Source organism: Kaistia dalseonensis, assembly GCF_030814715.1.
Lineage (GTDB): Bacteria > Pseudomonadota > Alphaproteobacteria > Rhizobiales > Kaistiaceae > Kaistia > Kaistia dalseonensis.
Genome location: NZ_JAUSVO010000008.1, coordinates 56,027 through 77,762, shown reverse-complemented (window position 1 = coordinate 77,762; position 21,736 = coordinate 56,027). Strand labels below are relative to the sequence as shown.

Annotated in this window: 21 protein-coding genes; 11 read left to right on the top strand and 10 right to left on the bottom strand. The window is 64.4% G+C overall.

The genetic code is table 11. From position 1 onward, the window contains the following. The first annotated feature begins 3 nt into the window (after window positions 1-3). From QO014_RS23700 to QO014_RS23680, 5 genes are all read left to right on the top strand, one after another. A complete protein-coding gene (locus QO014_RS23700; RefSeq protein ID WP_266351251.1) occupies window positions 4-963 on the top strand; it encodes an ABC transporter permease in 960 nt (319 codons plus the stop codon). A 17-nt stretch (window positions 964-980) separates the two neighbouring features. After that, a complete protein-coding gene (locus QO014_RS23695; protein WP_266351250.1) occupies window positions 981-1,724 on the top strand; it encodes an aspartate/glutamate racemase family protein in 744 nt (247 codons plus the stop codon). Between the two features lie 254 nt (window positions 1,725-1,978). Further along, window positions 1,979-2,155, top strand: coding sequence for a hypothetical protein (locus QO014_RS23690; RefSeq protein WP_266351249.1), 177 nt, complete (start codon window positions 1,979-1,981; stop codon window positions 2,153-2,155). A 55-nt stretch (window positions 2,156-2,210) separates the two neighbouring features. Beyond that, a complete protein-coding gene (locus QO014_RS23685) occupies window positions 2,211-2,519 on the top strand; it encodes an ElaB/YgaM/YqjD family protein (protein ID WP_266351248.1) in 309 nt (102 codons plus the stop codon). Next, window positions 2,516-2,866, top strand: a complete 351-nt coding sequence (locus QO014_RS23680) for a hypothetical protein (protein ID WP_266351247.1) — start codon at window positions 2,516-2,518, stop codon at window positions 2,864-2,866. Before QO014_RS23685 ends, QO014_RS23680 begins: the two co-directional genes overlap by 4 nt. Window positions 2,867-2,900: 34 nt before the next feature. On the opposite strand, the gene QO014_RS23675 is transcribed toward QO014_RS23680, so the two are convergent. Together QO014_RS23675 and QO014_RS23670 are read right to left on the bottom strand one after the other, a co-directional pair. Then, entirely contained in the window at window positions 2,901-4,739 is a 1,839-nt protein-coding gene (locus QO014_RS23675; RefSeq protein WP_266351246.1) for a sensor histidine kinase, read from the bottom strand. A gap of 217 nt (window positions 4,740-4,956) precedes the next feature. Next, the gene (locus QO014_RS23670) at window positions 4,957-5,760 is read right to left on the bottom strand and encodes a response regulator (RefSeq protein WP_266351245.1); all 804 of its coding nucleotides are present in this window, start codon (window positions 5,758-5,760) and stop codon (window positions 4,957-4,959) included. A 163-nt stretch (window positions 5,761-5,923) separates the two neighbouring features. Between QO014_RS23670 and QO014_RS23665 the strand changes: the two genes are divergently transcribed. Both QO014_RS23665 and QO014_RS23660 read left to right on the top strand, forming a co-directional pair. Next, window positions 5,924-6,142 (top strand): NepR family anti-sigma factor, encoded by a 219-nt coding sequence (locus QO014_RS23665; RefSeq protein ID WP_266351244.1) that lies wholly within the window; start codon window positions 5,924-5,926, stop codon window positions 6,140-6,142. 45 nt (window positions 6,143-6,187) lie between these two features. Further along, the gene (locus QO014_RS23660) at window positions 6,188-6,730 is read left to right on the top strand and encodes a sigma-70 family RNA polymerase sigma factor (RefSeq protein WP_266351243.1); all 543 of its coding nucleotides are present in this window, start codon (window positions 6,188-6,190) and stop codon (window positions 6,728-6,730) included. 78 nt (window positions 6,731-6,808) lie between these two features. Here QO014_RS23660 and QO014_RS23655 read toward each other — a convergent pair whose 3' ends face one another. The 7 genes from QO014_RS23655 to QO014_RS23625 all read right to left on the bottom strand — a co-directional run bounded on the left by QO014_RS23655 (window position 6,809) and on the right by QO014_RS23625 (window position 16,284). Beyond that, the gene (locus tag QO014_RS23655; RefSeq protein ID WP_266351242.1) at window positions 6,809-6,973 is read right to left on the bottom strand and encodes a DUF1328 domain-containing protein; all 165 of its coding nucleotides are present in this window, start codon (window positions 6,971-6,973) and stop codon (window positions 6,809-6,811) included. A 146-nt stretch (window positions 6,974-7,119) separates the two neighbouring features. Further along, window positions 7,120-8,433, bottom strand: a complete 1,314-nt coding sequence (locus QO014_RS23650; RefSeq protein WP_266351241.1) for an alpha-glucosidase/alpha-galactosidase — start codon at window positions 8,431-8,433, stop codon at window positions 7,120-7,122. Between the two features lie 40 nt (window positions 8,434-8,473). After that, complete coding sequence (locus QO014_RS23645) at window positions 8,474-10,099, bottom strand: ABC transporter ATP-binding protein (RefSeq protein ID WP_266351240.1); 1,626 nt, start codon at window positions 10,097-10,099, stop codon at window positions 8,474-8,476. Window positions 10,100-10,112: 13 nt separating this feature from the next. Further along, window positions 10,113-11,276: an ABC transporter permease gene (locus QO014_RS23640; RefSeq protein ID WP_266351239.1), complete on the bottom strand. Its 1,164-nt coding sequence runs from the start codon at window positions 11,274-11,276 to the stop codon at window positions 10,113-10,115. Next, complete coding sequence (locus tag QO014_RS23635; protein ID WP_266351238.1) at window positions 11,273-12,280, bottom strand: ABC transporter permease; 1,008 nt, start codon at window positions 12,278-12,280, stop codon at window positions 11,273-11,275. The genes QO014_RS23640 and QO014_RS23635 overlap by 4 nt, the downstream gene beginning before the upstream one ends. A 278-nt stretch (window positions 12,281-12,558) precedes the next feature. After that, window positions 12,559-14,613, bottom strand: coding sequence for an ABC transporter substrate-binding protein (locus tag QO014_RS23630; protein WP_266351237.1), 2,055 nt, complete (start codon window positions 14,611-14,613; stop codon window positions 12,559-12,561). A gap of 177 nt (window positions 14,614-14,790) precedes the next feature. Further along, window positions 14,791-16,284 carry an alpha-glucosidase/alpha-galactosidase gene (locus QO014_RS23625; RefSeq protein ID WP_266351236.1) on the bottom strand — a complete coding sequence of 498 codons (1,494 nt, stop codon included), beginning with the start codon at window positions 16,282-16,284 and terminating at the stop codon, window positions 14,791-14,793. A gap of 211 nt (window positions 16,285-16,495) precedes the next feature. Here QO014_RS23625 and QO014_RS23620 point away from each other — a divergent pair, with 211 nt between their 5' ends. Both QO014_RS23620 and QO014_RS23615 read left to right on the top strand, forming a co-directional pair. Beyond that, on the top strand, window positions 16,496-17,422 hold the full coding sequence (locus tag QO014_RS23620; protein WP_266351235.1) for an AraC family transcriptional regulator: 927 nt from the start codon (window positions 16,496-16,498) through the stop codon (window positions 17,420-17,422). 143 nt (window positions 17,423-17,565) lie between these two features. Further along, on the top strand, window positions 17,566-18,615 hold the full coding sequence (locus QO014_RS23615) for a Gfo/Idh/MocA family protein (RefSeq protein WP_266351234.1): 1,050 nt from the start codon (window positions 17,566-17,568) through the stop codon (window positions 18,613-18,615). A 255-nt stretch (window positions 18,616-18,870) separates the two neighbouring features. On the opposite strand, the gene ribB is transcribed toward QO014_RS23615, so the two are convergent. Beyond that, window positions 18,871-19,971, bottom strand: coding sequence for a 3,4-dihydroxy-2-butanone-4-phosphate synthase (ribB, locus tag QO014_RS23610; protein ID WP_266351233.1), 1,101 nt, complete (start codon window positions 19,969-19,971; stop codon window positions 18,871-18,873). Between the two features lie 170 nt (window positions 19,972-20,141). Between ribB and QO014_RS23605 the strand changes: the two genes are divergently transcribed. Further along, window positions 20,142-20,891, top strand: a complete 750-nt coding sequence (locus tag QO014_RS23605) for an SDR family NAD(P)-dependent oxidoreductase (RefSeq protein ID WP_266351232.1) — start codon at window positions 20,142-20,144, stop codon at window positions 20,889-20,891. Between the two features lie 183 nt (window positions 20,892-21,074). Next, window positions 21,075-21,728, top strand: coding sequence for a cyclic nucleotide-binding domain-containing protein (locus QO014_RS23600; RefSeq protein WP_266351231.1), 654 nt, complete (start codon window positions 21,075-21,077; stop codon window positions 21,726-21,728). Window positions 21,729-21,736: the final 8 nt, after the last annotated feature.

The window sequence follows — 21,736 nt, the reverse complement described above, 5'->3', positions numbered from 1 at the left end:
GTCATGACGGAAGGCCGCACCAAGACATTCTACGTCCTGACCCTGATCTTCGCGCTCTATGTGCTCTTTCTCTACGGGCCGACCATCACCATCCTCGTGCTGTCGTTCCAGGGACCGAGCGGCGGCATGACCTTCCCGATGAACGGGGTCTCGCTGCACTGGTTCCACAATCTGTGGAACGGCATCGGCGTGCCCAATGTCGTCGACGCGCTGATCAACTCGCTCAAGCTCGGCATCGTCGTCACGATCGTGACCGTCGTCATCTCGATCATGGCCGGCTATGCGTTCCGCAAGCGCTTCCGCGGCTCCAACCTGCTGTTCTTCACCGCGATCGCCAGCCTGATCCTGCCCTCGATCGTCGTCTCGCTCGGCATCGCGCTCGAATTCCAGCTCGTGAACCAGACGATCACCGGCTGGGGCGACACGCTGGTCGAGAACTATGTCGACATCGAAAACCCGACCGCCTGGACCAATTTCCTCGGCTGGATCGGCACCTCGATCCAGGACAATTACCAGACCCTGATGGGCCTGTTCACATCGGGCCTCGGCGCGCATCTGACCTGGACGCTGCCCTTCGGCCTTCTGATCATGTTCGCCGTCTTCAACCGCTTCAATCCGGCCTATGAAGAGGCGGCGCGCGATCTCGGCGCCTCGCCCTGGCAGACCTTCCGCTATGTGGTGCTGCCGATGATCCTGCCCTCGCTGGTCGGCGTCGCCCTTTTCGGCTTCACGCTCTCCTGGGACGAGATCGCCCGTTCGAGCCAGGCGGTCGGCTCGGCCAATACGCTGCCGCTGACCTTGCGCGGCCTGACGACCACGGTGACGACGCCGGTGATCTATGCGCTTGGAACCGTGACGACCGCGGTCTCCTTCGCCGTGATCCTGACCGCCTTCATCGCGGTGCTGATCGTCCAGGCGCGGCGCCGCCGCCATGGATCCGATGCCGGCAAGGGCGTGGTCTGAGACGTCTGGAGAATCTGATGCGTATCCTGGTGGTCAATCCGAACACGACGGCGAGCATGACGGCGAAGATCGCGGCTGCAGCGCGCTCCGTCGCAGCACCCGGGACGACGATCATCGCCGCGCAACCCGACGAAGGGCCCGTCTCGATCGAGGGCTATTTCGACGAGGCGCTGTCCGTGCCGGGCATGCTGGAGGAGATCGCGCGCGAGGATGGCGAGGATCTCGCCGGCCACGTCATCGCCTGCTTCGACGATACCGGCCTCGATGCCGCGCGCTCGCTTGCGCGCGCCCCGGTGGTCGGGATCGGCGAGGCCGCCTATCACATGGCTTCCCTGGTCGCCGGTCGCTTCAGCGTCGTGACGACGCTTTCCCGCTCAATCCCCGCACTCGAACATAATCTCCATCGCTATGGCCTCGCCTCGCGCTGCGGACGGGTCCGCGCCGCCGAAGTGCCCGTGCTGGCGCTGGAAGACCCGCATTCGGCCGCGCGCGACCGCGTTTCGAGCGAAATCGACCGTGCGATCCGCGAGGACCGCGCCGAGGCGATCGTGCTCGGCTGCGCCGGCATGGCCGATCTCGCCCGCTCGCTCTCGGGCGAGCACGGCTTGCCGGTGATCGAGGGCGTTTCGGCCGCCGTCAAGCTGATCGAGAACCTCGCCACCCTCGGCCTCTCCACCTCGAAGGTCGGCGGCTGGGCGACGCCACGGCGCAAGCCGCTTTCCGGCCGCTACGCCGTCTTTTCGGGCCTTGGCGGGGCCTGATTCCCGCGCTTCGCACGATTCCAGGGCCCCAAAGGATCGTTGCGCCCGCATCGCGCGGGCGTTCTGCGTCGCACCCCTGCCGTCTCTCGCGCCCCAGGCGGAACCAAGCTCCCATTCCGGCCGTTGCATCGCAGACGGAACAGGGGGTTGGTTAAACTGGGAAATACGCAATTATGAGTGTCTTAGCGTTTCACGATCAAGGCTATGCCGGGTTCAAGGCGCCGTCGGATGTCGTATCCGACACGGCGCTGTCAGTGGAGCAGAAGATCGAAACCCTTCGACACTGGCAACGGACCATCATGCGGCTGGCACGCCTTGCTCCGCCGAGCGAAAGGGAGGCATTCGAGTATCTGATCATTGAACTCGCCGTCTCGATCGACGCGATCGACAGGGCTTCCATTGATCAGGCTCAAGACCGCCCGCTGTCGTAAGCGATAGTCTAGTATAATCAGAGTGCGCCACCGAGGACGCCGAAAGGAGACTAAAATGTCGGGTAAGACCACGGATGGTTTGGATCTTTCTGAACAGGTCAAGGCCATCCAGGCTGAGTTGCTCGGCCTGACCGAGACGATCCGCTCGTTCACCAGCCAGAAGGCCGAGGCGGGTGCCGACGCGTTTCGCGATGCAGCCCATGCCGCGAGCGAGACGGTGCGCTCGTCTGCCGAGGATGCGCGTCGCCGTGGCGAGCATCTGGCCGAGGACATCGAAGGCCGCATCACGGCCAATCCGGTTCCCTCCGTGCTGATCGCCGCGGGCATCGGCCTCGTCATCGGCGCGCTGATAGGTCGCCGATGAGCGGGTTGCTGGAAGCGCTCGCCAGCATAGCGACAGCGACGGCGGCCCAGGCGACGGTGCGCACATTGCGCCACTTCGCCTGGAGCGCCCTTGCGGCGCTGTTCATACTGGTCGGCATCGGCTTTACGGCCTCCGCCGGCTTCGAGGCCCTGGTCATGGTCTATGGGTCGCTCGCGGCCAAGCTGATCGTGGCTGCCGTCTTCCTGATCATCGGCCTCGTGATCTTCATCGCCATGGCGATCAGCAAAAACCAGCGACGTCGCCAGGCCCCCGCCTCCAGCGACGCCACAGCATCAGCGATCGCCTTCGCGATCGGGCTGATGGGCGGCATGGGGCGCAGGCGCTGAGGTCGGACGCACCGGCCCCAGCCTCGGCACGATCTCAGGCCTTCACATGGCTTGCCGGGATATCGATGTTGCAGACGACGCCGGACGGCCGGAAGTCGAGTTCGACGGTGCCGTCCAGCGCCTGCCCGACGGTGCGCTCCAGCAGCGTGACGCCAAATCCCGTGCGTTGAGGCTTGCGTGCCTCCGGCCCGCCCTGCTCTTCCCAATGCAGGCGGAAGAGCCCGCCGTCCCGGATCGACCAGGACAGCAGAATGCGGCCGCCAGGGCTCGAGAGCGCGCCATATTTCGACGCATTGGTCGTCAGCTCATGCAGCGCCAGACCGATATTCTGCGCCGCATCGGGCTTGAGGCTCAGATCCGGACCCGTGATCGCAACCTGTCCCGAGCCCGGCTCCACCGCCTGGGCCAACTGAGCCTCGACGAGTTCGCGCAGGCTCGCCCCGTGCCATTCCTGCGCGACGAGCAGGTCCTGCGACGCCGCCATGGCGCGCAGCCGGGCTGAGAAGCGGATGACAAAGGTCTCGGGATCATCCGAGCGCGCCGCCGTCTGGCGCGCCATGGCCTGAATGACCGCGAGCAGGTTCTTCGAGCGGTGGGTCAGCTCGCGCATGACGAGCCGCAGATGCGCTTCCTGCCGATGCGCTTCCGTCGTGTCGACGGCCACGCCGGCGAGCCCGATCGGCTCATGGTCGGTGCCGAGGATCGGTTCGACCCGCACCTTGAAATGATGCTCGCTGCCACCGATCGGCAGCACAACGTCTCCTGTTCGCACTTCGCCTGATGAGAGCGCACCCTGCTTGATCGCGAGGAGCGGCGATACCTCGGGACCGTCCCACATGTCGCTGTCGCTCTTGCCGATCAGCTCATCGGCGCTGAGGCCGACCGGGGGATTGTAGACCCAGTTGTAGCGCAGCTCCGTATCCTGGCTGAAGACGGAGATGCTGGAGCCGCGCAGAGCCAGATCGAAGCGCGCATTGGCTTGAGCGAGGCTCGATGTCAGCGCGGAGAGCCGTGTCTCGTAGTCATGGCGCTCCGTGAGGTCGACCACCGCCGAGGTCAGCCCGATCGTCTCGCCCTCGGCGTCGCGCAGCGGCTCGATCGACAGGCGCAGATATTGGAGATCGCCATCCTCGGACGGGACGGCGACATTGATCGACGCGCCATGGCCCGTTTCGACCACGCCGCGCTTGGCCGACGCCACTTCGGCCGCAACGGGGGGCGGGAAGACGGCGTCGTCCGTCTTGCCGACGACATCGCCGAAGAGGCGGCCGAGGCGCGGATCATAGGCCCATGTGAAGATGAGATCGCGATCCTGCGTGAAGACGGCGATATCCGAGCCGGTCAACGCCGCCTCGAAACGCTGATTGGTCTGGGTCAGTTCGCTGGTCCGGCGGGCGACCTTCTCCTCGAGCTCGTTGCGGACATCGGTGAGCTGCCGCATTGTGTCGATATGGGCCTGGATCTCCGACTTCAGGTGCTGGTTGGCCCGCTCCATCTGCCGTGCCGATGGCAAAGCGAGCAGTTCCGGCACGACGAAGCGCGCGAGGATGGCGGCCGTGAGCGCGAGCAGCGCCGCCGCCATGGCGATGAGCCCCATCCCGCCCGAAAGCGGCAGCAGGGGATGGAGAAAGGCGGTCAGGCTCCGGATCGCCACGGCAATCAGCAGCAGAATGATCGCCAGGCCAGCCCGGCGATAAGGCGCCGGCAGATCGCCACGGCGTCGCCGGAAGCGGATCGCGGCGACCGCGATCACGATCGCGCAGATCGCGATGAGCAGATCCGGCCAGCCATAGAGCAGCGCATCTGTCCACGATACGGGATCCGGCGGCAACGGCCTGCCGGGTCCAAACAGAAACCCAAGTATCGCGCTCATCTCACTCTCCTCGGGTTCGTCGGGGCCGGCGCACGCTTCTCGTCATCCCTGATGGCGCGATCATCGCCTGCCTCCGGACAGGGACGATCGCTGGCCGATCAGGGGATGAAGAGATGACGTTCGGCGAGCACGCATGCACGAAAGGGTCGAAAGCGAAACGCGTTCGCTTTCGACCCGAAAACAGGTTCGTCGGTGCCGAATCTGGCAATTGGCGGCGTCAGGCCGCCAGCGAGGCAGCCGAATTGAAGAACAGGACCTGGCTGATCGCGGCCTTGACGGTGCGCGGATCGAACGGCTTGGTGAGAAGGAAGGTCGGCTCGGGCCGTTCGCCGGTCAGAAGGCGCTGCGGGAAGGCGGTGATGAAGATCACCGGCACGCTGAAGCCCGACAGGATATCCTTGACGGCATCAATGCCGGAGGAGCCATCGGCGAGCTGGATATCGGCGAGGACGAGCCCCGGCTGCTCCTGCCCGGCGGCGCGGACCGCCTCCATGCGCGTCCGGGCGACCGCGGCCACCTCGTGCCCGAGTTCCTGGACGATGCTGGCGAGATCCATCGAGATCATCGGCTCATCCTCGATGATGAGGACGCGGGTGCGCGTCTGCCGCTCGACTTCCGACAGCGCCTCTGTGACGAGCGCCTGGATGGAACTTTCGGGGACCTGCATGACCAGCGCAGCATCGGCTTCCGAGAAGCCCTCCATCGCCGTCAGGAGCAGGGCCTGCCGGCTCTCCGGCGTCATGGCGGCGAGGCGCTGCTGCGCCGTCGATTCCTGGCGGCTCAGACCCTCGATGGTTTCGTCGGCGCCAACCTGCGTTCCGGACCAGATCGCATGGAAGAGCCGATAGAGGGCGACCTTGGGGTGCAGGTCGCGGTCGATCACCGAAGGCTCGTTGACGATGGCCTGAAGACAGGCCCGGACATAGGCATCACCACTCTTCTGTCCACCCGTGAGCGCGCGCGCGTAACGGCGGAGGAACGGCAGGTGCGGCGCCAGGGCCTGCGATAGACCATCGGACATAGAGATTCCCTTCCTGAAGCGGTCAGTCTTTCAACCTAGAATGCCGAACCTCGAAATCGGTTCCATGCGATGGGAACCGATTTGTCATCATTGCATTAAGAAGCATCAGCCGCGTGCCCAAGCAAGGTGGGGCGTGACATTGGCCTAGGTCGGGACGAATGCAGTGAGCAATGACGATAAGGATACGAAGGGGCTGAGGGCCCCGCACTCTTTGGCTGTGGCCGATAGCCAGGGCAAGAAGGAAGACTGGATCGGCCGCCAGCTGCGCCGCGTGTTTGACGATGCCCTGAACGAGCCGCTCCCCGACGACATCATGTCGTTGCTCGAGCGCATCGACGAGGAAACCTCCGATCCGTCGAAGCCCGCACCCGGCGCTGCCTGACGTCCGTCCCATGCCCCAAGGCGTCTGATCGCCAAGGAGACAGCCATGAAGAACGAATTGGTCGAGGCCTTGCCCATGTTGCGCGCTTTCGCGCGCTCGCTCTCGGGCAATCGCGACCGCGCCGACGATCTCGTCCAGGAGACCGTGATGCGCGCACTCGCCAATCGCGACAAGTTCCAGGAGGGCACCAATCTTCACGCCTGGCTGGTGACCATCCTGCGTAACCAGTATTATTCGGAAGGCCGCAAGCGTCGCCGCGAAGTCGAGGATGCGGAAGGCCTGCATGCAGCGCGCCTTTCGGAGGGCGCCGCCCAGTCGGGCCATCTCGAGCTCGACGACTTCCTGCGCGCCATGCAGCTTCTGCCAGATGAACAGCGCGAGGCGCTGGTCCTGATCGGCGCCAGCGGTTTCTCCTATGAAGAAGCAGCCGAGATCTGCGGCGTCCGGGTCGGCACCGTCAAGAGCCGCGTCTCGCGCGCTCGCGCCCGCCTGCAATCGGTGATGGACGGGGCCGAGCCGCTGCCGCCCGAGGAGAGCGCCAAGAGCTCGATCGAGGAAATCCGTCAGGCGATGTCGATCCGCGCCTGACATCCGGCCCGGTCGTTTCCGGCCTGAAGACACAAAAAAACCCCGCCTCGATGAGGCGGGGTTTTTTGTTGAAGCCGATCAGGCTCTTCGCATCAGGTGCATGACACCGGAGATCAGGAAGAGAACGATCGCAACGATAAAGATGATCTTGGCGATGCCGATCGCCGTGCCGGCGATACCGCCAAATCCGAGAACAGCTGCGACAAGCGCCACAACCAAAAAGAAAATCGCCCAGCTCAGCATCCTGGCCTCCTTCAGCCTCATGCGGTTTCGTCCGCTGGAGGAGCAATGCGGATGGCCCCGGCACGGTTCCGTTACCGGCAAAGAAGCCCCGGCCGAACGGTTCGCCGTTCGGCCGGGTCAGTGCCCGGGGAGGACGGGCGGGAGGATCAGGCGAGTTCGGGCACCCAGCCCTTATGCGCGTCGATCAGGTCGTCGACGAGATTGGCGATGTCTTCGAGCGGCAGCTCGGCCGCCGTGTGCGGATCGAGCATCGCCGCCTGCTTGACGTGATCGCGCCGCCCGGTCGCCAGCGCTTCGACCGTCAATGCCTGCACGTTGATGTTGGTCTGCATCATCGCGGCGAGCTCGACCGGCAGCTTGCCGACCTTGATCGGCTGGATGCCGTTATGGTCGACCAGGCACGGCACCTCGACGCAAGCACCCTGCGGCAGGTTGTCGATCAGGCCATTGTTCGGGACATTGCCGTTGATCACGGTCGGCACGCCGGTGATCTCGGCCATGATGATGCGCGCCGCATATTCATGGCTGCGCTTCACCTTGATGGCGCCGCCGGCGAGCAGTTCCTTCTCCTCGTCGTTCCAGCGCGCGATCTGCACCTCGCAACGGCGAATATATTCGTCGAGCGGGATGTTGAACTTCTCGATCAGCTCCGGCCGGTTCCGCTTGATGAACCAGGGCGTATATTCGGAGAAATGCTCGGAGCTCTCGGTGACGAAATAGCCGAAATGCTTCAGCACCTCGTAGCGGACGCGGTTCCAGTCCGGCACGCGACCCTCGGCATAGACGCGGTTGATCGCGGGATAGAGGTCCTCGATCGTGCCGTCGGGCTTGTGATGCTCGAACTTCAGGTAGAAGGCCATGTGGTTGATGCCGGCCGCCATGTAGCGGATCTCGTCGATCGGCACGCCGATATCTTCCGAGAGCTCCTTCGCCGTGCCCTGCACCGAATGGCAGAGGCCGACGGTGCGGATCTCAGGCACGAAGCGCGACAGCGCCCAGCAATTGATCGCCATCGGGTTGACGTATTGGAGCATCAGCGCGTTGGGGCAGAGCTCCTTCATGTCGCGGGCGATATCGACCAGAACGGGCGCGGTCCTGAGGCCGCGCATGATGCCGCCGACGCCGAGCGTATCGGCGATGGTCTGGCGCAGGCCGTATTTCTTCGGCACCTCGAAATCCGTCACGGTGCCGGGCTTGTAGCCGGCGACCTGGATCATCAGCACGACATAGTCGGCGCCGTCGAGCGCGGCGCGACGATCCGTCGTCGCCTCGATCGTCGGCGATGCACCGACCGCCTCGGCAATGCCCTGCGCCACCTTCTTCGAGGTTTCGAGCCGCTGCTCGTTGATATCCATCAGCGCGATGGTGGAGGTGGCGAGCCTTTCCTCGGACAGGATGTCACCGAGGAGGTTCTTCATGAATACCGTGGAGCCGGCGCCGATCATGGCGATCTTGGTCATGGCAAGTCTCTGGCAGGTGGGAGGTTTCGGGTTTCGTTACTCAGGCGTCGACCTCGAGGGCCGCTCGGATCAGGCGTTTCGTATAGTCCTCGCGCGGCGCGTCCATCACCTGGTCGGTCGTCCCGGCTTCGACGACCTTGCCGCCGGACATGACGATGACCTTGTGACAGAGCGCTCGCACGACCTTCAGATCATGCGAGATGAAGAGGTAGGTGAGGCCGCGCCGGCGCTGCAGATCGCGCAGCAGGTCGATCACCTGCGCCTGCACGGAGAGATCGAGCGCCGAGGTCGGCTCGTCGAGCAGCATGAATTCCGGGTTGAGGATCAGCGCGCGGGCGATCGCGATGCGCTGGCGCTGGCCGCCGGAAAACTCATGCGGAAATCGGTTCAACGCGTTGGAATCGAGGCCGACCTCCTCCAGCGTCCTGCGCACCTGCGCGTCGCGCTCCTTGGCCGAGCCCCCGAGCCCGTTCACGATCAATCCCTCCTCGACGATCTGGCGTACGGAGAGGCGCGGATTGAGCGAGGAGAACGGGTCCTGGAACACGATCTGCATATGCGGGCGGAAGCGGCGCATCTCGACCTTGGTCTTGGCGTCGATGCGCTCGCCCTTGAAGGTGACTTCGCCGCCATCGAGATGGACGAGGCGGAGGATCGCCTTGCCGAGCGTCGATTTGCCCGATCCGCTCTCCCCCACCACGCCGAGCGTCTCGCCCGTGCGCAGCTTCAGGCTGACATCGTCGACCGCGACCAGCGTGCGCGTCTTCTTGCTGAAGATGCCGCCCCAGTTCAGCTGGTACTGCACGCGGACCTTCTCGGCATCGAGCAGGATGGGCCGATCGTCGGCAACCGGGTTCGGCCGCCCCTTCGGCTCAGAGGCGATGAGCTTCTTCGTATAGGGATGCTGCGGGCGGGCGAAGATCTCGGGCGTATCACCCGTCTCGACCAATTGCCCGAGCCGCATGACGGCGACACGATCACTGACTTTCTGCACGATCGTCAGATCATGGGTGATCAGGATGACGCCCATGCGATAATTCGCCTGGATCTGGCGGATGAGCTTCAGGATTTCCGCCTGCACGGTGACGTCGAGCGCGGTGGTCGGCTCATCGGCGATCAGCAGCTCGGGATTGTTGGCGATGGCAATCGCGATCATGACGCGCTGGCGCTGGCCGCCCGAGAGCTGGTGCGGATATTGTTCCAGCCGCGCCTCGGGATCGGGAATGCGCACTTCCTTCAGCAGGTCGAGCGCGCGCGCCAGCGCCTGCCTCTTCGAAAGACCCTGGTGCAGCTGCAGCGTTTCCGCGATCTGGTCACCGATCCTGTAGACCGGGTTCAGCGACGACATCGGCTCCTGGAAGATCATGGCGATGCCGTTGCCACGGATCGCCCGCATCGGCCCGCTCGCCAGATTGTCGATCCGCGCGCCCTGGAAGAGGATCCGCGTTTGCGGCGCGACGGTCGCGTTCTTCGGCAGGAGCTGCATGATCGCGCGCGCAGTCACCGACTTGCCCGAGCCGCTTTCGCCGACGATCGCCAGCGTCTCGCCGCGATCGACATGGAACGAGGTTCCCTTCACCGCATGGACCTTGGCTGCGTCGAGCTTGAAGCGGACATCGAGGTCGGAGACTTCGAGGAGGTGCCGGCTTTCGGTGGTCGAAGACATGGCTTGGGCCTCCTCAGTTCTGATACGGGTCGATGGCGTCGCGCAGGCCATCGCCGAACATGTTGAAGCCCATCACGGTGACCAGGATCGCGCCGACGGGCGCCAGAACCCAGGGGTAGGAGCCGAGATTCTGCAGGTCGCTCGCCGCGTTCAGAAGCAGGCCCCAGCTCACCAGCGGCGGACGGACGCCAATGCCGAGGAAGGAGAGGAAGCTCTCCAGCAGCACCACCGAAGGGATCATCAGCGTGGTCGCGACGACGACATGGCTCATGACGTTCGGCAGGATGTGCTTGGTGACGATGCGCGGCGTGCGCGCGCCGATCGCCTCGGCGGCGGTGATGTAGTCGAGCTGCGCGATCGACATGGTCTTGCCGCGGATCTCGCGAGCGAGCTGCGCCCATTTCAGGCAGGCGAGAATGCCGACCAGCATGAGGAAGACCTGGAACGGATCGGCATTCCTCGGGATGATCGCGACGAGCGCGAAATAGAACGGCAGTTCCGGCAGCGCCAGGATGAACTCGACGCAGCGCTGGATCCAGTGATCGGTCGAGCCGCCGAGATAGCCCGAGACGATGCCGACGATGGTGCCGATCATCACCGAGACGGCGACGACGAAGCCCGCCATCAGCAGCGTCAGCTTTCCGCCCGTCAGGAGGCGCGAGAGCATGTCGCGGCCATCGCGATCCGTGCCGACGAGATGGAACGGGCAATCGGCCGCCGGCGTCAGCAGGTGGCGCTCCATCGGAATGCCGAGAAAGGTATATTTCCAGCCCTTGCCGAGGAATTCCGGCGTGCAGGCCTTCGTCGTGTCCTCGATCGGCTTCAGCGCGAAGGTGTCCGGGTCCATGTCGATCGTGATCGGATGGGTGAAGGGCACGATCTGGAAGCCATCCGTGCCGAAGAAATGCATCGCCTGCGGCGGCAGGTAGATGCTTTCGCGGTTGCGGGCGGTCGGATCATAAGGCGACAGGAAGCTCGAGAAGATCGTGACGAGCAGCAGCGCGGAGACCAGGATGAGGCCGATCATGCCGACGCGGTTGCGCCGGAAGCGGCGCCAGATCAGGCTCGAATAGCTGGCCGAGCGCGTCGCCGGGCCGAGCGAGGCGGCGAGCAGGCCGTCCTCGTCGACGATCGCCGGGGCTTCCAGATGCGGCTCGACAGTCGGGATCATGCTCATCGGCCGGCTCCGTGGCGAATGCGCGGATCGATCAGCGCGAGCAGCATGTCGGCCAGGAAGTTGCCGACGATCAGTATGACCGAGAGCAGCATGAAGATCGTGGCCGTGACGTAGATATCGTCGGAAATCAGGGATTTGAGCATCAGCGGGCCGATGGTTGGGATCGACAGGATAATCGCCGCCTCGAGCTCGCCCGAGATCATGTAGGGCATGATGACGCCCTGATACATGATCAGCGGATGCACGGCGTTCGGCACCGCATGCTTGAAGATCACCTTGCGCTCGGGCAGGCCCTTGGCGCGCGCCGCCTCGATGAAGGGCTGGCGCAGCACGTCGAGCAGGTTGCCGCGCATGACGCGCAGATTATAGGCGAGCCCGCCAAAGGCCGCGATCAGGATCACCGGCCAGATATGCTTGATCAGGTCGATGAAGCGGTCGATCGACCAGGGCGCGAGCACGTAATTGGCCGAGAAGAGCGAGCCGATATAGGGCGACTGCACGACGAAGGCGAGGATGTAGAGGATGACCAGCGCCATGAAGAAGCGCGGAATGGTCATGCCGAGGAAGGCGAAGACGGTTGCGGCCGTATCGCCCCAGCGATGCTGGTTGACGGCGGCGAAGATGCCGAGGCCGATGCCGAAGAAGGTCGCCAGTATGTGGCAGGTGATGGCGATGCCGAGCGTCCACCAGATGCGCTCGCCGATCACCGTCATAGCCGGCTTGTTCTGCAGGAAGGACGGCCCGAAATCGCCACGGGTGACGATGCCGCCGATCCAGCTCAGATATTGCAGCGGCAGCGGCTTGTCGAGGCCGAGGCGGATGCGCGCATCCTGCGCCATCTTCTCGGCATCGATCTCGCTCATGCCGCCACGGCTCATGGCCGTCGATTTCAGCGTGTCGCCATAGTCGCCGGGCGGCGCCTGGATGAGGACGAAGGACACGATGCTGACGACCAGGATCAGGCCAATGGCCGATATGAGCCGTCTGAACAGGAAATAGGCCATCACGGTTTCCTTGTGGTGGCGGACAACGACGTCTGGGGCCGCTCCCCGAGAATGATCGACCAGGCGGCACCACCCCCAGCGAGGGCCGTCATCCCCGCGAAAGCGGGGACCCATTCAGCCTGGGGCGACCGGATAGCCGGCGCTCTGGCTGCATGGATCCCGGGTCTTCGCTTCGCTCCGCCCGGGATGACGGAGAGGGGAATACTTCGCAGAACAATCCCGCGGGATCGGCAGTGCCCCTCTCCCATCCTGCGACGGGAGAGGGTTTTCACACGGCTCTAGTTGATGCCGGGCAGGGTCTTCGGCGCCAGCTCGGGCACCTGGCCCTGCAGGTCGGTCGGGACCCAGAAGCGCTCGCGCATCGAACCTTCCTCACCCCAGGCATAGGAGAGGATCGGCGTGCCGGGCGGCACATTGTTGAAGCGCTTGTTGACGATGATCGCGCCGGGAACCTCGATCAGACCGATCGAGTAGATGTTCTCGGTCGAGATCTTGTTGTATTCGCGGAACAATTCGCTGCGCTTGGCCGGATCGGGCTCGGTGCGCACCTTGGCGACGATGGCGAGCAGGTCCTTCTCGAAGGGGAGCAGGTTCTGCGGCGTCGTCGACGTGCCGAGATGGCGATACGGAGCACCCCAGGCGACGGGCGCAAGCTGCTCGAGATTGAGCACGGGCGCCTGGAAGGTCTTGTCGTCGCGATGCAGCCACCAATCCCAGCCACAGGACTGCACGACCGGCAGCACTTCGGCCGAGTTCGGCTGCAGCACGAGGTTGACACCGGCCTCGCGGAACATCGTCACCAGCGATTGGGCGATGTTCTGATCGGTGGTGTAGAGCGTCGTGTAGAGCAGGTTGATGTCGAGGTTCTTGCCGGCGAGCGGGCCGCCTGCGGGCCAGTTCACGATGCCGTCGCCATCCGTATCCTTGAAGCCCATCTTGGCGAGAGCCGCCTTGGCGCCTTCAATGTCATAGGGATAGTAGACGACCATTTCCGGCTTGCCGAAATCGGTCTCCTGATGCATGCCGCCGGCATAGGGCGTGATGAAGGGTCCACGGACCAGCGACTGGCCGAGCGCCTCGCGATCGACGACCTGCGTCATGATGCGACGGAAATCGACATTGCGGTTCAGTTCGCGCATCGCCTTGTCGCGATCGGAATTGACGCCGCAGACGTCGGAGAGGTTCAGGTCGATCTTCCAGTCGAGTGCGCGGGCGCCCCAGATGATCTTGTTCGGGAAATCGGGCTTCTGCGCCTGCTTCAGCGATTCCAGATAGATCGACGGATCTTCCATGTTGGCGTAGTCGGCGGAGCCGGCCACGGTCTGGATCGTGCGATCTTCCCAGGTCGAGAGCTTGTACTGGATCTCGTCCAGGTACGGCAGCTGATTGCCCTTCTCGTCGACCTCGTAGAAATAGGGATTGCGGCGCATGACCATGATCTGGTCGGGCTTGTAATCCGTGACCGTCCACGGTCCCATCGAGACCCACGGGGTCTTCTCGGGCTTCAGCGCGTTGATGTAGCTGTCATAGGTCGCATCCTTGTTATACTTCGGATGCAGCGGCTTCAGGATATGGGCCGGGCCGGGGCAGAGCTTCTGGTAGCCCATCTGGTAGAGGGTCGCGGCCGGGAAGGCATCCTTGAAGTGCCAGCGGACCGTGTTGTCGTCGACCTTCTCCAGCGTCGTGCCGACGCCGAACGCATCCGGGCGGCCCCAGGCGGGAACCTTCGGATCGGAGATGTTGTCGTCCCACATGAACATGACGTCGTCGGCCGAGAAGGGCTGGCCGTCGGACCATTTCGCACCCTCGATCAGATGCATCGTCAGTGCATGACCGTCGGCGGACCATTCCCAGGACTTGGCAAGCTGCGGCAGCGGCTCGCTCTTCTCGCCCTTCAGCATCCAGATCGGGCCGACGCGGACGAGGCACTGGTCGACGATTTCCTCGACGCCGCCCCAGGCCATGACATTGCCGGCCATCCAGTTCCAGCCCTGCGGCCGCGCACCGGAGACATGGCGCAGCACGCCGCCATAGACGCCCGTGCCTTCGACCGAAGCGGTATCGACGACGAGCGGCACCGGCGGCAGGCGATCCTTGATCGGCGGCAGCTTGCCGGCGGTGACGAGATCGGTGACCCAGGCCGGCTCGCTATAGGAAGGCAGCGCCTTCCACTGCATCAGCTTGTCATATTCGATCTGCGTCCGGTCGCCCTTCTGCAGCGACTTGCCGACCGGTACCGGCTCGGCGGGCTTCAATCCCGACGTGACGTCGTCGGCCCGTGCCGCACCAAGCGGCATCAGCCCGACGAGCGCCGCGAGGGCGGTCGTTCTCATCCAGGAATTCATCGTGTCCTCTCCTCCCAGAGTGATACGGCCGGCGCCTCTCCGCCCAGCCGTTCGCATGAGGCCGCCAGTCCTCCGTGGCGGCCTCGATCCCTTGTCGCGTTTCCTTCACGCGAACCTTCGTCCGCTTCGCTCGGAAACGCCCCAGTCAGCGACCAGGCGCCCTGATCAGGCGCCCGGCTTGAGGCCGAGCGCGGCCTCCTTCTTCTTTGCCGTCTCGCTGCGGACTTCGTCGACCGAGCGGATCTCGCGCCGCGCCGCGCCGGACCAATCCCTGGTCGCGACCGTCGACTTCGACATGCGGCGCTTGGCTTCCGGAATGGCGTGGGCGTATTGCGGCAGCCACTCGGCCTGAGCGACCAGCATCTCGTCGACCATCGCCCAGACCTCGTCGGGCGAGCAGATCGCGCCGACCAGCGGATCGTGCAGCACGGCGAGCTTCAGCAGATCGACATCGCCCGTCATCGCGGCATGGACCGACATGCGCTGGACGTTGATCGACGACATGCAGGTCGCAGCACAAGCCTCCGGCAGCGTGATGCCCGAGACCATGTTCAGGCCGAAGCGATCGACGAAGCCGGTCGATTCGATGATCGCATCGCTCGGCAGGTTGGTGATGATGCCGTTGTTCTTGACGTTGAAATGGCCGCGATAGGTCCGCCCTGTCTCGAGGCCCTCCAGGATCCAGCTCGCATGCTCGTCGGTGCGCTTCGCAACGTCGATCGGCTTGCCGGCCTCTTCGAGGAAGACCGGAAAGTCGGTCTCGAACCAGTTGCGGCTCTCGGTCGAATAGCGCAGGTAGCCGCCGGTCTCGCCATGGATCCACTCGGAGAGATCGATCCACTTCATGATCTCGCCCGGCCGCTTGCGGTACCAGGGCAGGTATTCCGAGAGATGGCCGTTCGACTCGGTCGAGTAGTAGCCGAAGCGTTTCAGCACATCGATGCGGACCTTTTCCTGCTTCGAATAGACAGGATGGCGCTCGAACGCCTCGACCAGCTCGTCCTTCTCGACCTTGCGGCCGTTCCAGCGCAGGTCGAGATACCAGGTCTGATGGTTGATGCCGGAGCAGATGAAGTCGATCTCGGACTGGTGCGCCGCGCCGAGCGCCTGGGCGATCTGGCGCCAGCCGTTCTGGACACCGTGGCAGAGGCCGATCGTATCGACCTTGCCATATTCGATGGCCGCCCATGTATTCATGGCCATCGGGTTCGAATAGTTGAGCAGCTTGGCGCCGGGCTCCGCGAAATCGCGGATATCGCGGCAGAAATCGAGGATGACCGGAATGTTGCGCTGGCCGTAGAGAATGCCGCCGGCGCAGATCGTGTCGCCGACGCACTGGTCGACGCCATATTTCAGCGGAACCTCGATATCGGACTTGTAAGCCTCGAGGCCGCCGATGCGAGTGCAGTTTATGATGTAGCGCGCGCCGTCGAGCGCCTGGCGGCGATCCGTCGTGGCGGTGACCTTGGTCGGCAGATTGTTGACCGAGACGATGCGCTCGATCAGCTGCCGGCCCATGTCGAGATTATGCGCGTTGATGTCGGTCAGCGCGAACTCGATATCCTGCAACTCCGGCACGCAGAGAATGTCGGTGACCAGCTTCTTGGTGAAGCCGATGCTGCCTGCACCGATGATGGCGATCTTCAGTTTCGACGACACGGCGTCCTCTCCCTCTTCGGGCCGGCAAGGCGGCCCCAAACTCTGGCGAGTCTCGTCCCGCGCGCCACGACAGGCGCCCGCCGGCCGCTGCCGGATTTTCGGTACGAATGGCCTTCTGACCGCGACCGGGTGATTTCCGCTCGCGCCTCCACTGTCTCGGAGGCTAGTATGCTGTTCGGATCGCCGGACCCTAGAGAGAATTTGTGCTGATATGGGTAATTCTGTGCTCTCGCAAATGAAGAGCCGCTCCCCGATCATGAAGACGGTTTCGCTGTCGCGCGGCCGTCATACGCTGCACACCATGCCGACCAGCACGGGCTATGAGACAACATCGAGCCCTGCCTATTCATGGAACGGGATGAAGCGTGGCGAGACACCGTTCACCGTGCTCCAGCATACCGTCGCCGGACGCGGCCAGCTTCTCTACGAGCGGCGCCATCATATACTTGGCGCCGGCGAAACCATGCTCGTGATCGTACCGCACAGCCATCGCTATTGGGTCGAGCCCGGCGACGAGTGGGAGTATTTCTGGATCTCGATGTATGGTCAGGAGGCGCTGCGTATCCACCGCACCATCCTGGCGCTGGCCGGTCCCGTCTTCCGCCTCCGCCCCGATACCGTCGAACGCATCGCGGCCTGCTGCCTGGCCCTGATCGACGGCCGTGGCGAGACCCCCGGCAAGGCGTCCGCCCTCGCCTATGAGGCGGCGATGGCGCTTTATGACGACGTGCTCGGGCCGCACGCCTTCGGCCGGGACCCCGCCCATGGCGACGTCATCGCGGGCATTGTCGGCCATATCCGCGCCAATCTCGACGGCGATCTCGATGTCGACCGGCTGGCGCGGCTCGCGGGCTTCAGCCGGGCGCATTTCTCGCGGCTCTTCGCGGCATCGGAGGGTCTTTCGCCGGCTGAATTCGTGACGGCGCAGCGCATGCGCCGCGCGGCTCGCCTGCTCGAGCTCGGGGAGCTTTCGATCAAGGCGATCTCGCTCGCCTGCGGCTTCCAGGACCCCAACTATTTCGCCAAGGCCTTTCGCCGCGCCTATGGCACCAGTCCGACCGAATTCCGGACGACGGGCATGTACACCGTCCAGCGCAATGGTCCCCATGACGATGTGGCGGCGCCCCGGCGGGATTGATCCGCCCCCTGGCCAACGAGCGCCCGATCAAATCGCGGTGCGGCGTCCGGCACGCTCTGGCCTAAAGCCGCAAACCTGCTTTTATGGCGGTGGCAACCGGCCGGAGAACAGGCCGCGTCCGAAAATCGACTGGGAGGTCCTCAATGCGTCTTTTGATCCTGGGAACGGGAGGCATGGCCAATCAACATGCCAAGAACTTTGCCGCGATAGACGGCGTCAGCGTCGTGGGCGGCGTCGATGTCGTTCCCGAGCGGCTGGCGGCATTCTGCGCCGAGCACACCATCGAGAAGCAGTTTTCGAGCCTCGACGAGGCGCTCGCCTGGGGCGAATTCGATGCCGTCGCCAATGTCACGCCCGATCGCATCCATTACCCCACCACCATGCAGGCGATCGCCGCCGGCAAGCATGTGTTCTGCGAAAAGCCGCTCGCGACCGATGCGAAGCTCGCGCTGGAAATGACCGAGGCGATCGAGGCCTCCGGCAAGGTCGGCATGGTGAACTTCACCTATCGCAATTCGCCCGCGCTCCAGAAGGGCCGCCAGATGGTGCTCGCCGGCGATATCGGCGCCGTGCGCCATGTCGAGGCGACGCATCTGCAGAGCTGGCTCGTATCGAAGGCCTGGGGCGACTGGAAGAGCGAGAGCAAATGGCTCTGGCGCCTTTCGAAAAAGCACGGTTCCAACGGCGCGCTCGGCGATATCGGCATCCATATCGTCGATTTCACGTCCTATGGCGCCGGTCTCGACGTCGCCCATGTGTTCGCGCGGCTGAAGACGTTCGACAAGGCGCCGCCGGAGAACCGGATCGGCGAATATGACCTCGACGCCAATGACAGCTTCACGATGAATGTCGATTTCAGCAATGGCGCGGTCGGCACCATCCAGGCGACCCGCACGGCACCGGGCCAGTTCGACCAGCTGCGGCTGCGCGTCTATGGCGACAAGGGCGCGATCGAGATGATCTACGATACGGGCGTGTCGAGCCTGCGCGCCTGCATCGGCGCGGACGTGGATACCGCGACGTGGCGCGATATCGCCTTCGAGCCGGTCGAGACCAACTACCAGCGCTTCGTCGCGGCCGTCCGCGCCGGCAAGACGCAGGAGCCGTCCTTCCGCCGCGCCGCGAACATCCAGAAGGTGCTCGACGCGGCGCAGCGCTCGGATCGCGAGCACAAGGACGAAGCGATCGTGTGACGACGATCGTCGCCTGTCCCCTCGCCCGCCTCGCGGGAGTTTGGGAACATCGCGACACTCTCGGCCCGCCCTCTCTCCCGCGAAGCGGGGGAGAGTGGGCGGGCCACGCCTTGGCGGCGGGGAAAATTCGCGATCCCGAGACCTCGGCAGCGAGCCCCCTCTCGGCCTCCCCCGCAAGCGGGAGAGGGGAAGAAAGGCCCTCTCCCACTGCGTGGGCGAGGGCGCGGTCTCAGCCTATTCCGGCTCCGGCCTTGATTATTCCGCCGTCTCGCGGCCGGTGATCTCGATGCCGAAGCCCTGCAGGCCGACATATTGCCGTTCCTGCGAGGTCAGGAGGCGGATCGAGCGCACCCTCAGGTCGCGCAGGATCTGCGCGCCGACGCCGACTTCGCGCCAGCGTTCCTTCCGCTGGCGAGCCGACATGTGCTTCTCCTCGCCATCGCCGGCGACCGAGCCATCGGGACGCACCACGGCCGGATCGCGGATCATGACGAAGACGCCGCGATCGGCGGTGCCGACCTTGCGCAGCGTCGTCTCGAGCCAGCTCTTCGAATCCGGCCCGCGCGAGACCAGATCGCTGATCGGATTGGCGCGGTGGATGCGCACGAGCACATCGGACTGCTCGGCAACGTCGCCGAAGACGATGGCGAGATGCTGCATGGGATCGAACGGCGTCTCGTAGACATGCGCTAGCGCGGTGCGGCCGCCGACCGGCGTCTGGAAACTGTCGACTTCCTTGACGAAGCTCTCGTTCCGGGCGCGATAGGCGATCAGGTCTTCGATCGAGACGATCTTGAGATTATGCTCGGCCGCAAATTCCAGCAGCTGCGGCAAGCGCTTGACCGTGCCGTCATCATTGACGACCTCGGCGAGCACGCCGGCCTGTTCGAGCCCGGCCAGGCGGGCGAGGTCGGTCGCCGCTTCGGTATGGCCGGAGCGGATCAGCACGCCGCCATCGCGCGAGATCAACGGGAAGATATGGCCCGGACGCAGGAAGTCGGTCGCCGTGCAATTGTCGTTCGAAAGCGCCTGGATCGTATTGGCGCGCTCTTCGGCCGAAATGCCGGTGGTGAGCCCGACCTTGTAATCGACGGTGACGGTGAAGGCGGTGCGCATCGGGTCGCGATTGTTGGCGACCATGGGCGGCAGGTGAAGCTGCTCGGCGCGCTCCTGCGTCACCGGCACGCAGATGATGCCGCTGGTGTGGCGGATCATGAAGGCGACCTTCTCGGCCGTCGCCTTGGACGCCGCCATGATCAGGTCGCCCTCATTCTCCCGGTCGGTGTCATCGACGACGACGACGAGTTCTCCGGCCGCTATGGCGGCAATGGCTTCTTCGATGGAATTGAGGGCCATAGGGCATCCGTTCGGCAAGACGATGGGTCGAACTTCTTATAGGTCATCGCGGGGCCGATACCAGTCAAAGCTATGCTCAAATTGGGTTGTCGCGCGGCGGTCCTGTGCTTACGAATGATGCATTCGGGAGGAACCGTGCCCACGGCACGGAACGGGAAAAGAGCAGAAGAATGGTTGATCTGACACGGTTTTCGGGGCGCGGCGCGGTGATCACCGGCGGCGCCTCCGGCATTGGCCTCAGGACGGCCGAGCGCATCGTCTCCGAGGGGGGAACAGTGTGTCTCTGGGATATAGACCCGAGCAGGATCGACGAGGCGAAGGAAAAGCTCGGTCCGAAGGCCCATGGAATCGCGCTCGACATCGCCGATCCGGCCGCGGTGGCGGCGGCGGCGCCGCAGGCGGCGGAGCATCTCGGCAAGATCGACATCCTGATCTGCTCGGCCGGCATCGCCGGCAAGAACGCCCTCGTCGTCGATTATCCGATCGAGGAATGGCAGCGCGTCTTCGCGATCAATGTGCATGGCCTCTTCTACTGCAACCGCTTCATCGTGCCCTTCATGAAGACGAACGGCTATGGCCGGATCGTCAATGTCGCCTCGATCGCGGGCAAGGAGGGCAACCCGACTGCATCCGCCTATTCGGCGGCCAAGGCGGCGGTGATCGGGCTCACCAAATCGCTCGGCAAGGAACTCGCCAAGGACAACATCACCGTCAACGCGATCACGCCGGCAACCGTCGACACGCCGATCCTGGCGCAGGTCAGCCAGGCGCATATCGACTACATGCTGTCGAAGATTCCCATGGGCCGCTTCGGCACCGTGGATGAAATCGCCTCGATCATCACCTGGCTGGCGAGCCCGGAATGCTCGTTCACGACCGGCGCCGTCTTCGACGTTTCGGGCGGCCGCGCGACATACTGATCCAGCACGAATGACGCCAGCCCGTGGCCCGCAGCTTGGCGCCACGGGCTGAGCCGGCTTAGCGTCCGGACCATGGCGGGGCGGTCTGCGGCACGGAAACTCTGGACTTTCCGGGCGGGTCAGCGGAGTTTACGGCCCGTCACCCAGCCTGCTTCGTCGCTTCGAGCGCATCGTGCCGCCCCCATGACCCTCGAAATCCTCTTTCACATCGGCAATGCGCTTGCCCTGATCGCCTTTCTCTTCCGCGACCAGATCTATCTGCGCATCGCCACGATCGTCAGCATGGCGCTGCAGGCGCTCTATTACCTGCTGATCCTGAACACGCCGCAATTCGATCCGCTGGTGTGGAAGGTGCTGACCATCATGCTCAATCTGGGCATGATCGCGCTCATCATCCGCGACCGGTTCGGCTATGGCATAGACAGCCATATCCGCCCGCTGTTCAACGCCATCCGCGTGCTCACCCCCGGCCAGTTCCGGCGGCTCGTCAAGGGAACGCATCGGATCGAGGGACCTGTGCCGATCCTGAAGCGCGGCGAAAAGCCGGCCGAACTGTTCTATCTCCTCTCCGGCGAGGCGGAAGTTTCCAAGGACGGCCGCCGGCTTGTCGTGCAGGCGGGCACGTTCCTGGGCGAGATCGCCTTTCTCTCCGGCGGCACCGCCACGGCGGACGTGGCGCTGATGGCGGGAGCTTCTGCCCTCTCCTGGCAGGTGGTGGGCCTCAAGGCGCTGATGGCGCGCGAGAGCGACATCGACATTGCGCTGCGCGGCCTCTTGAACCACGACCTCGCCGCGAAGACGGCACAGAGCCATCTGCCGGTTTCCGAGCCGGCCTGAGCGTTTCG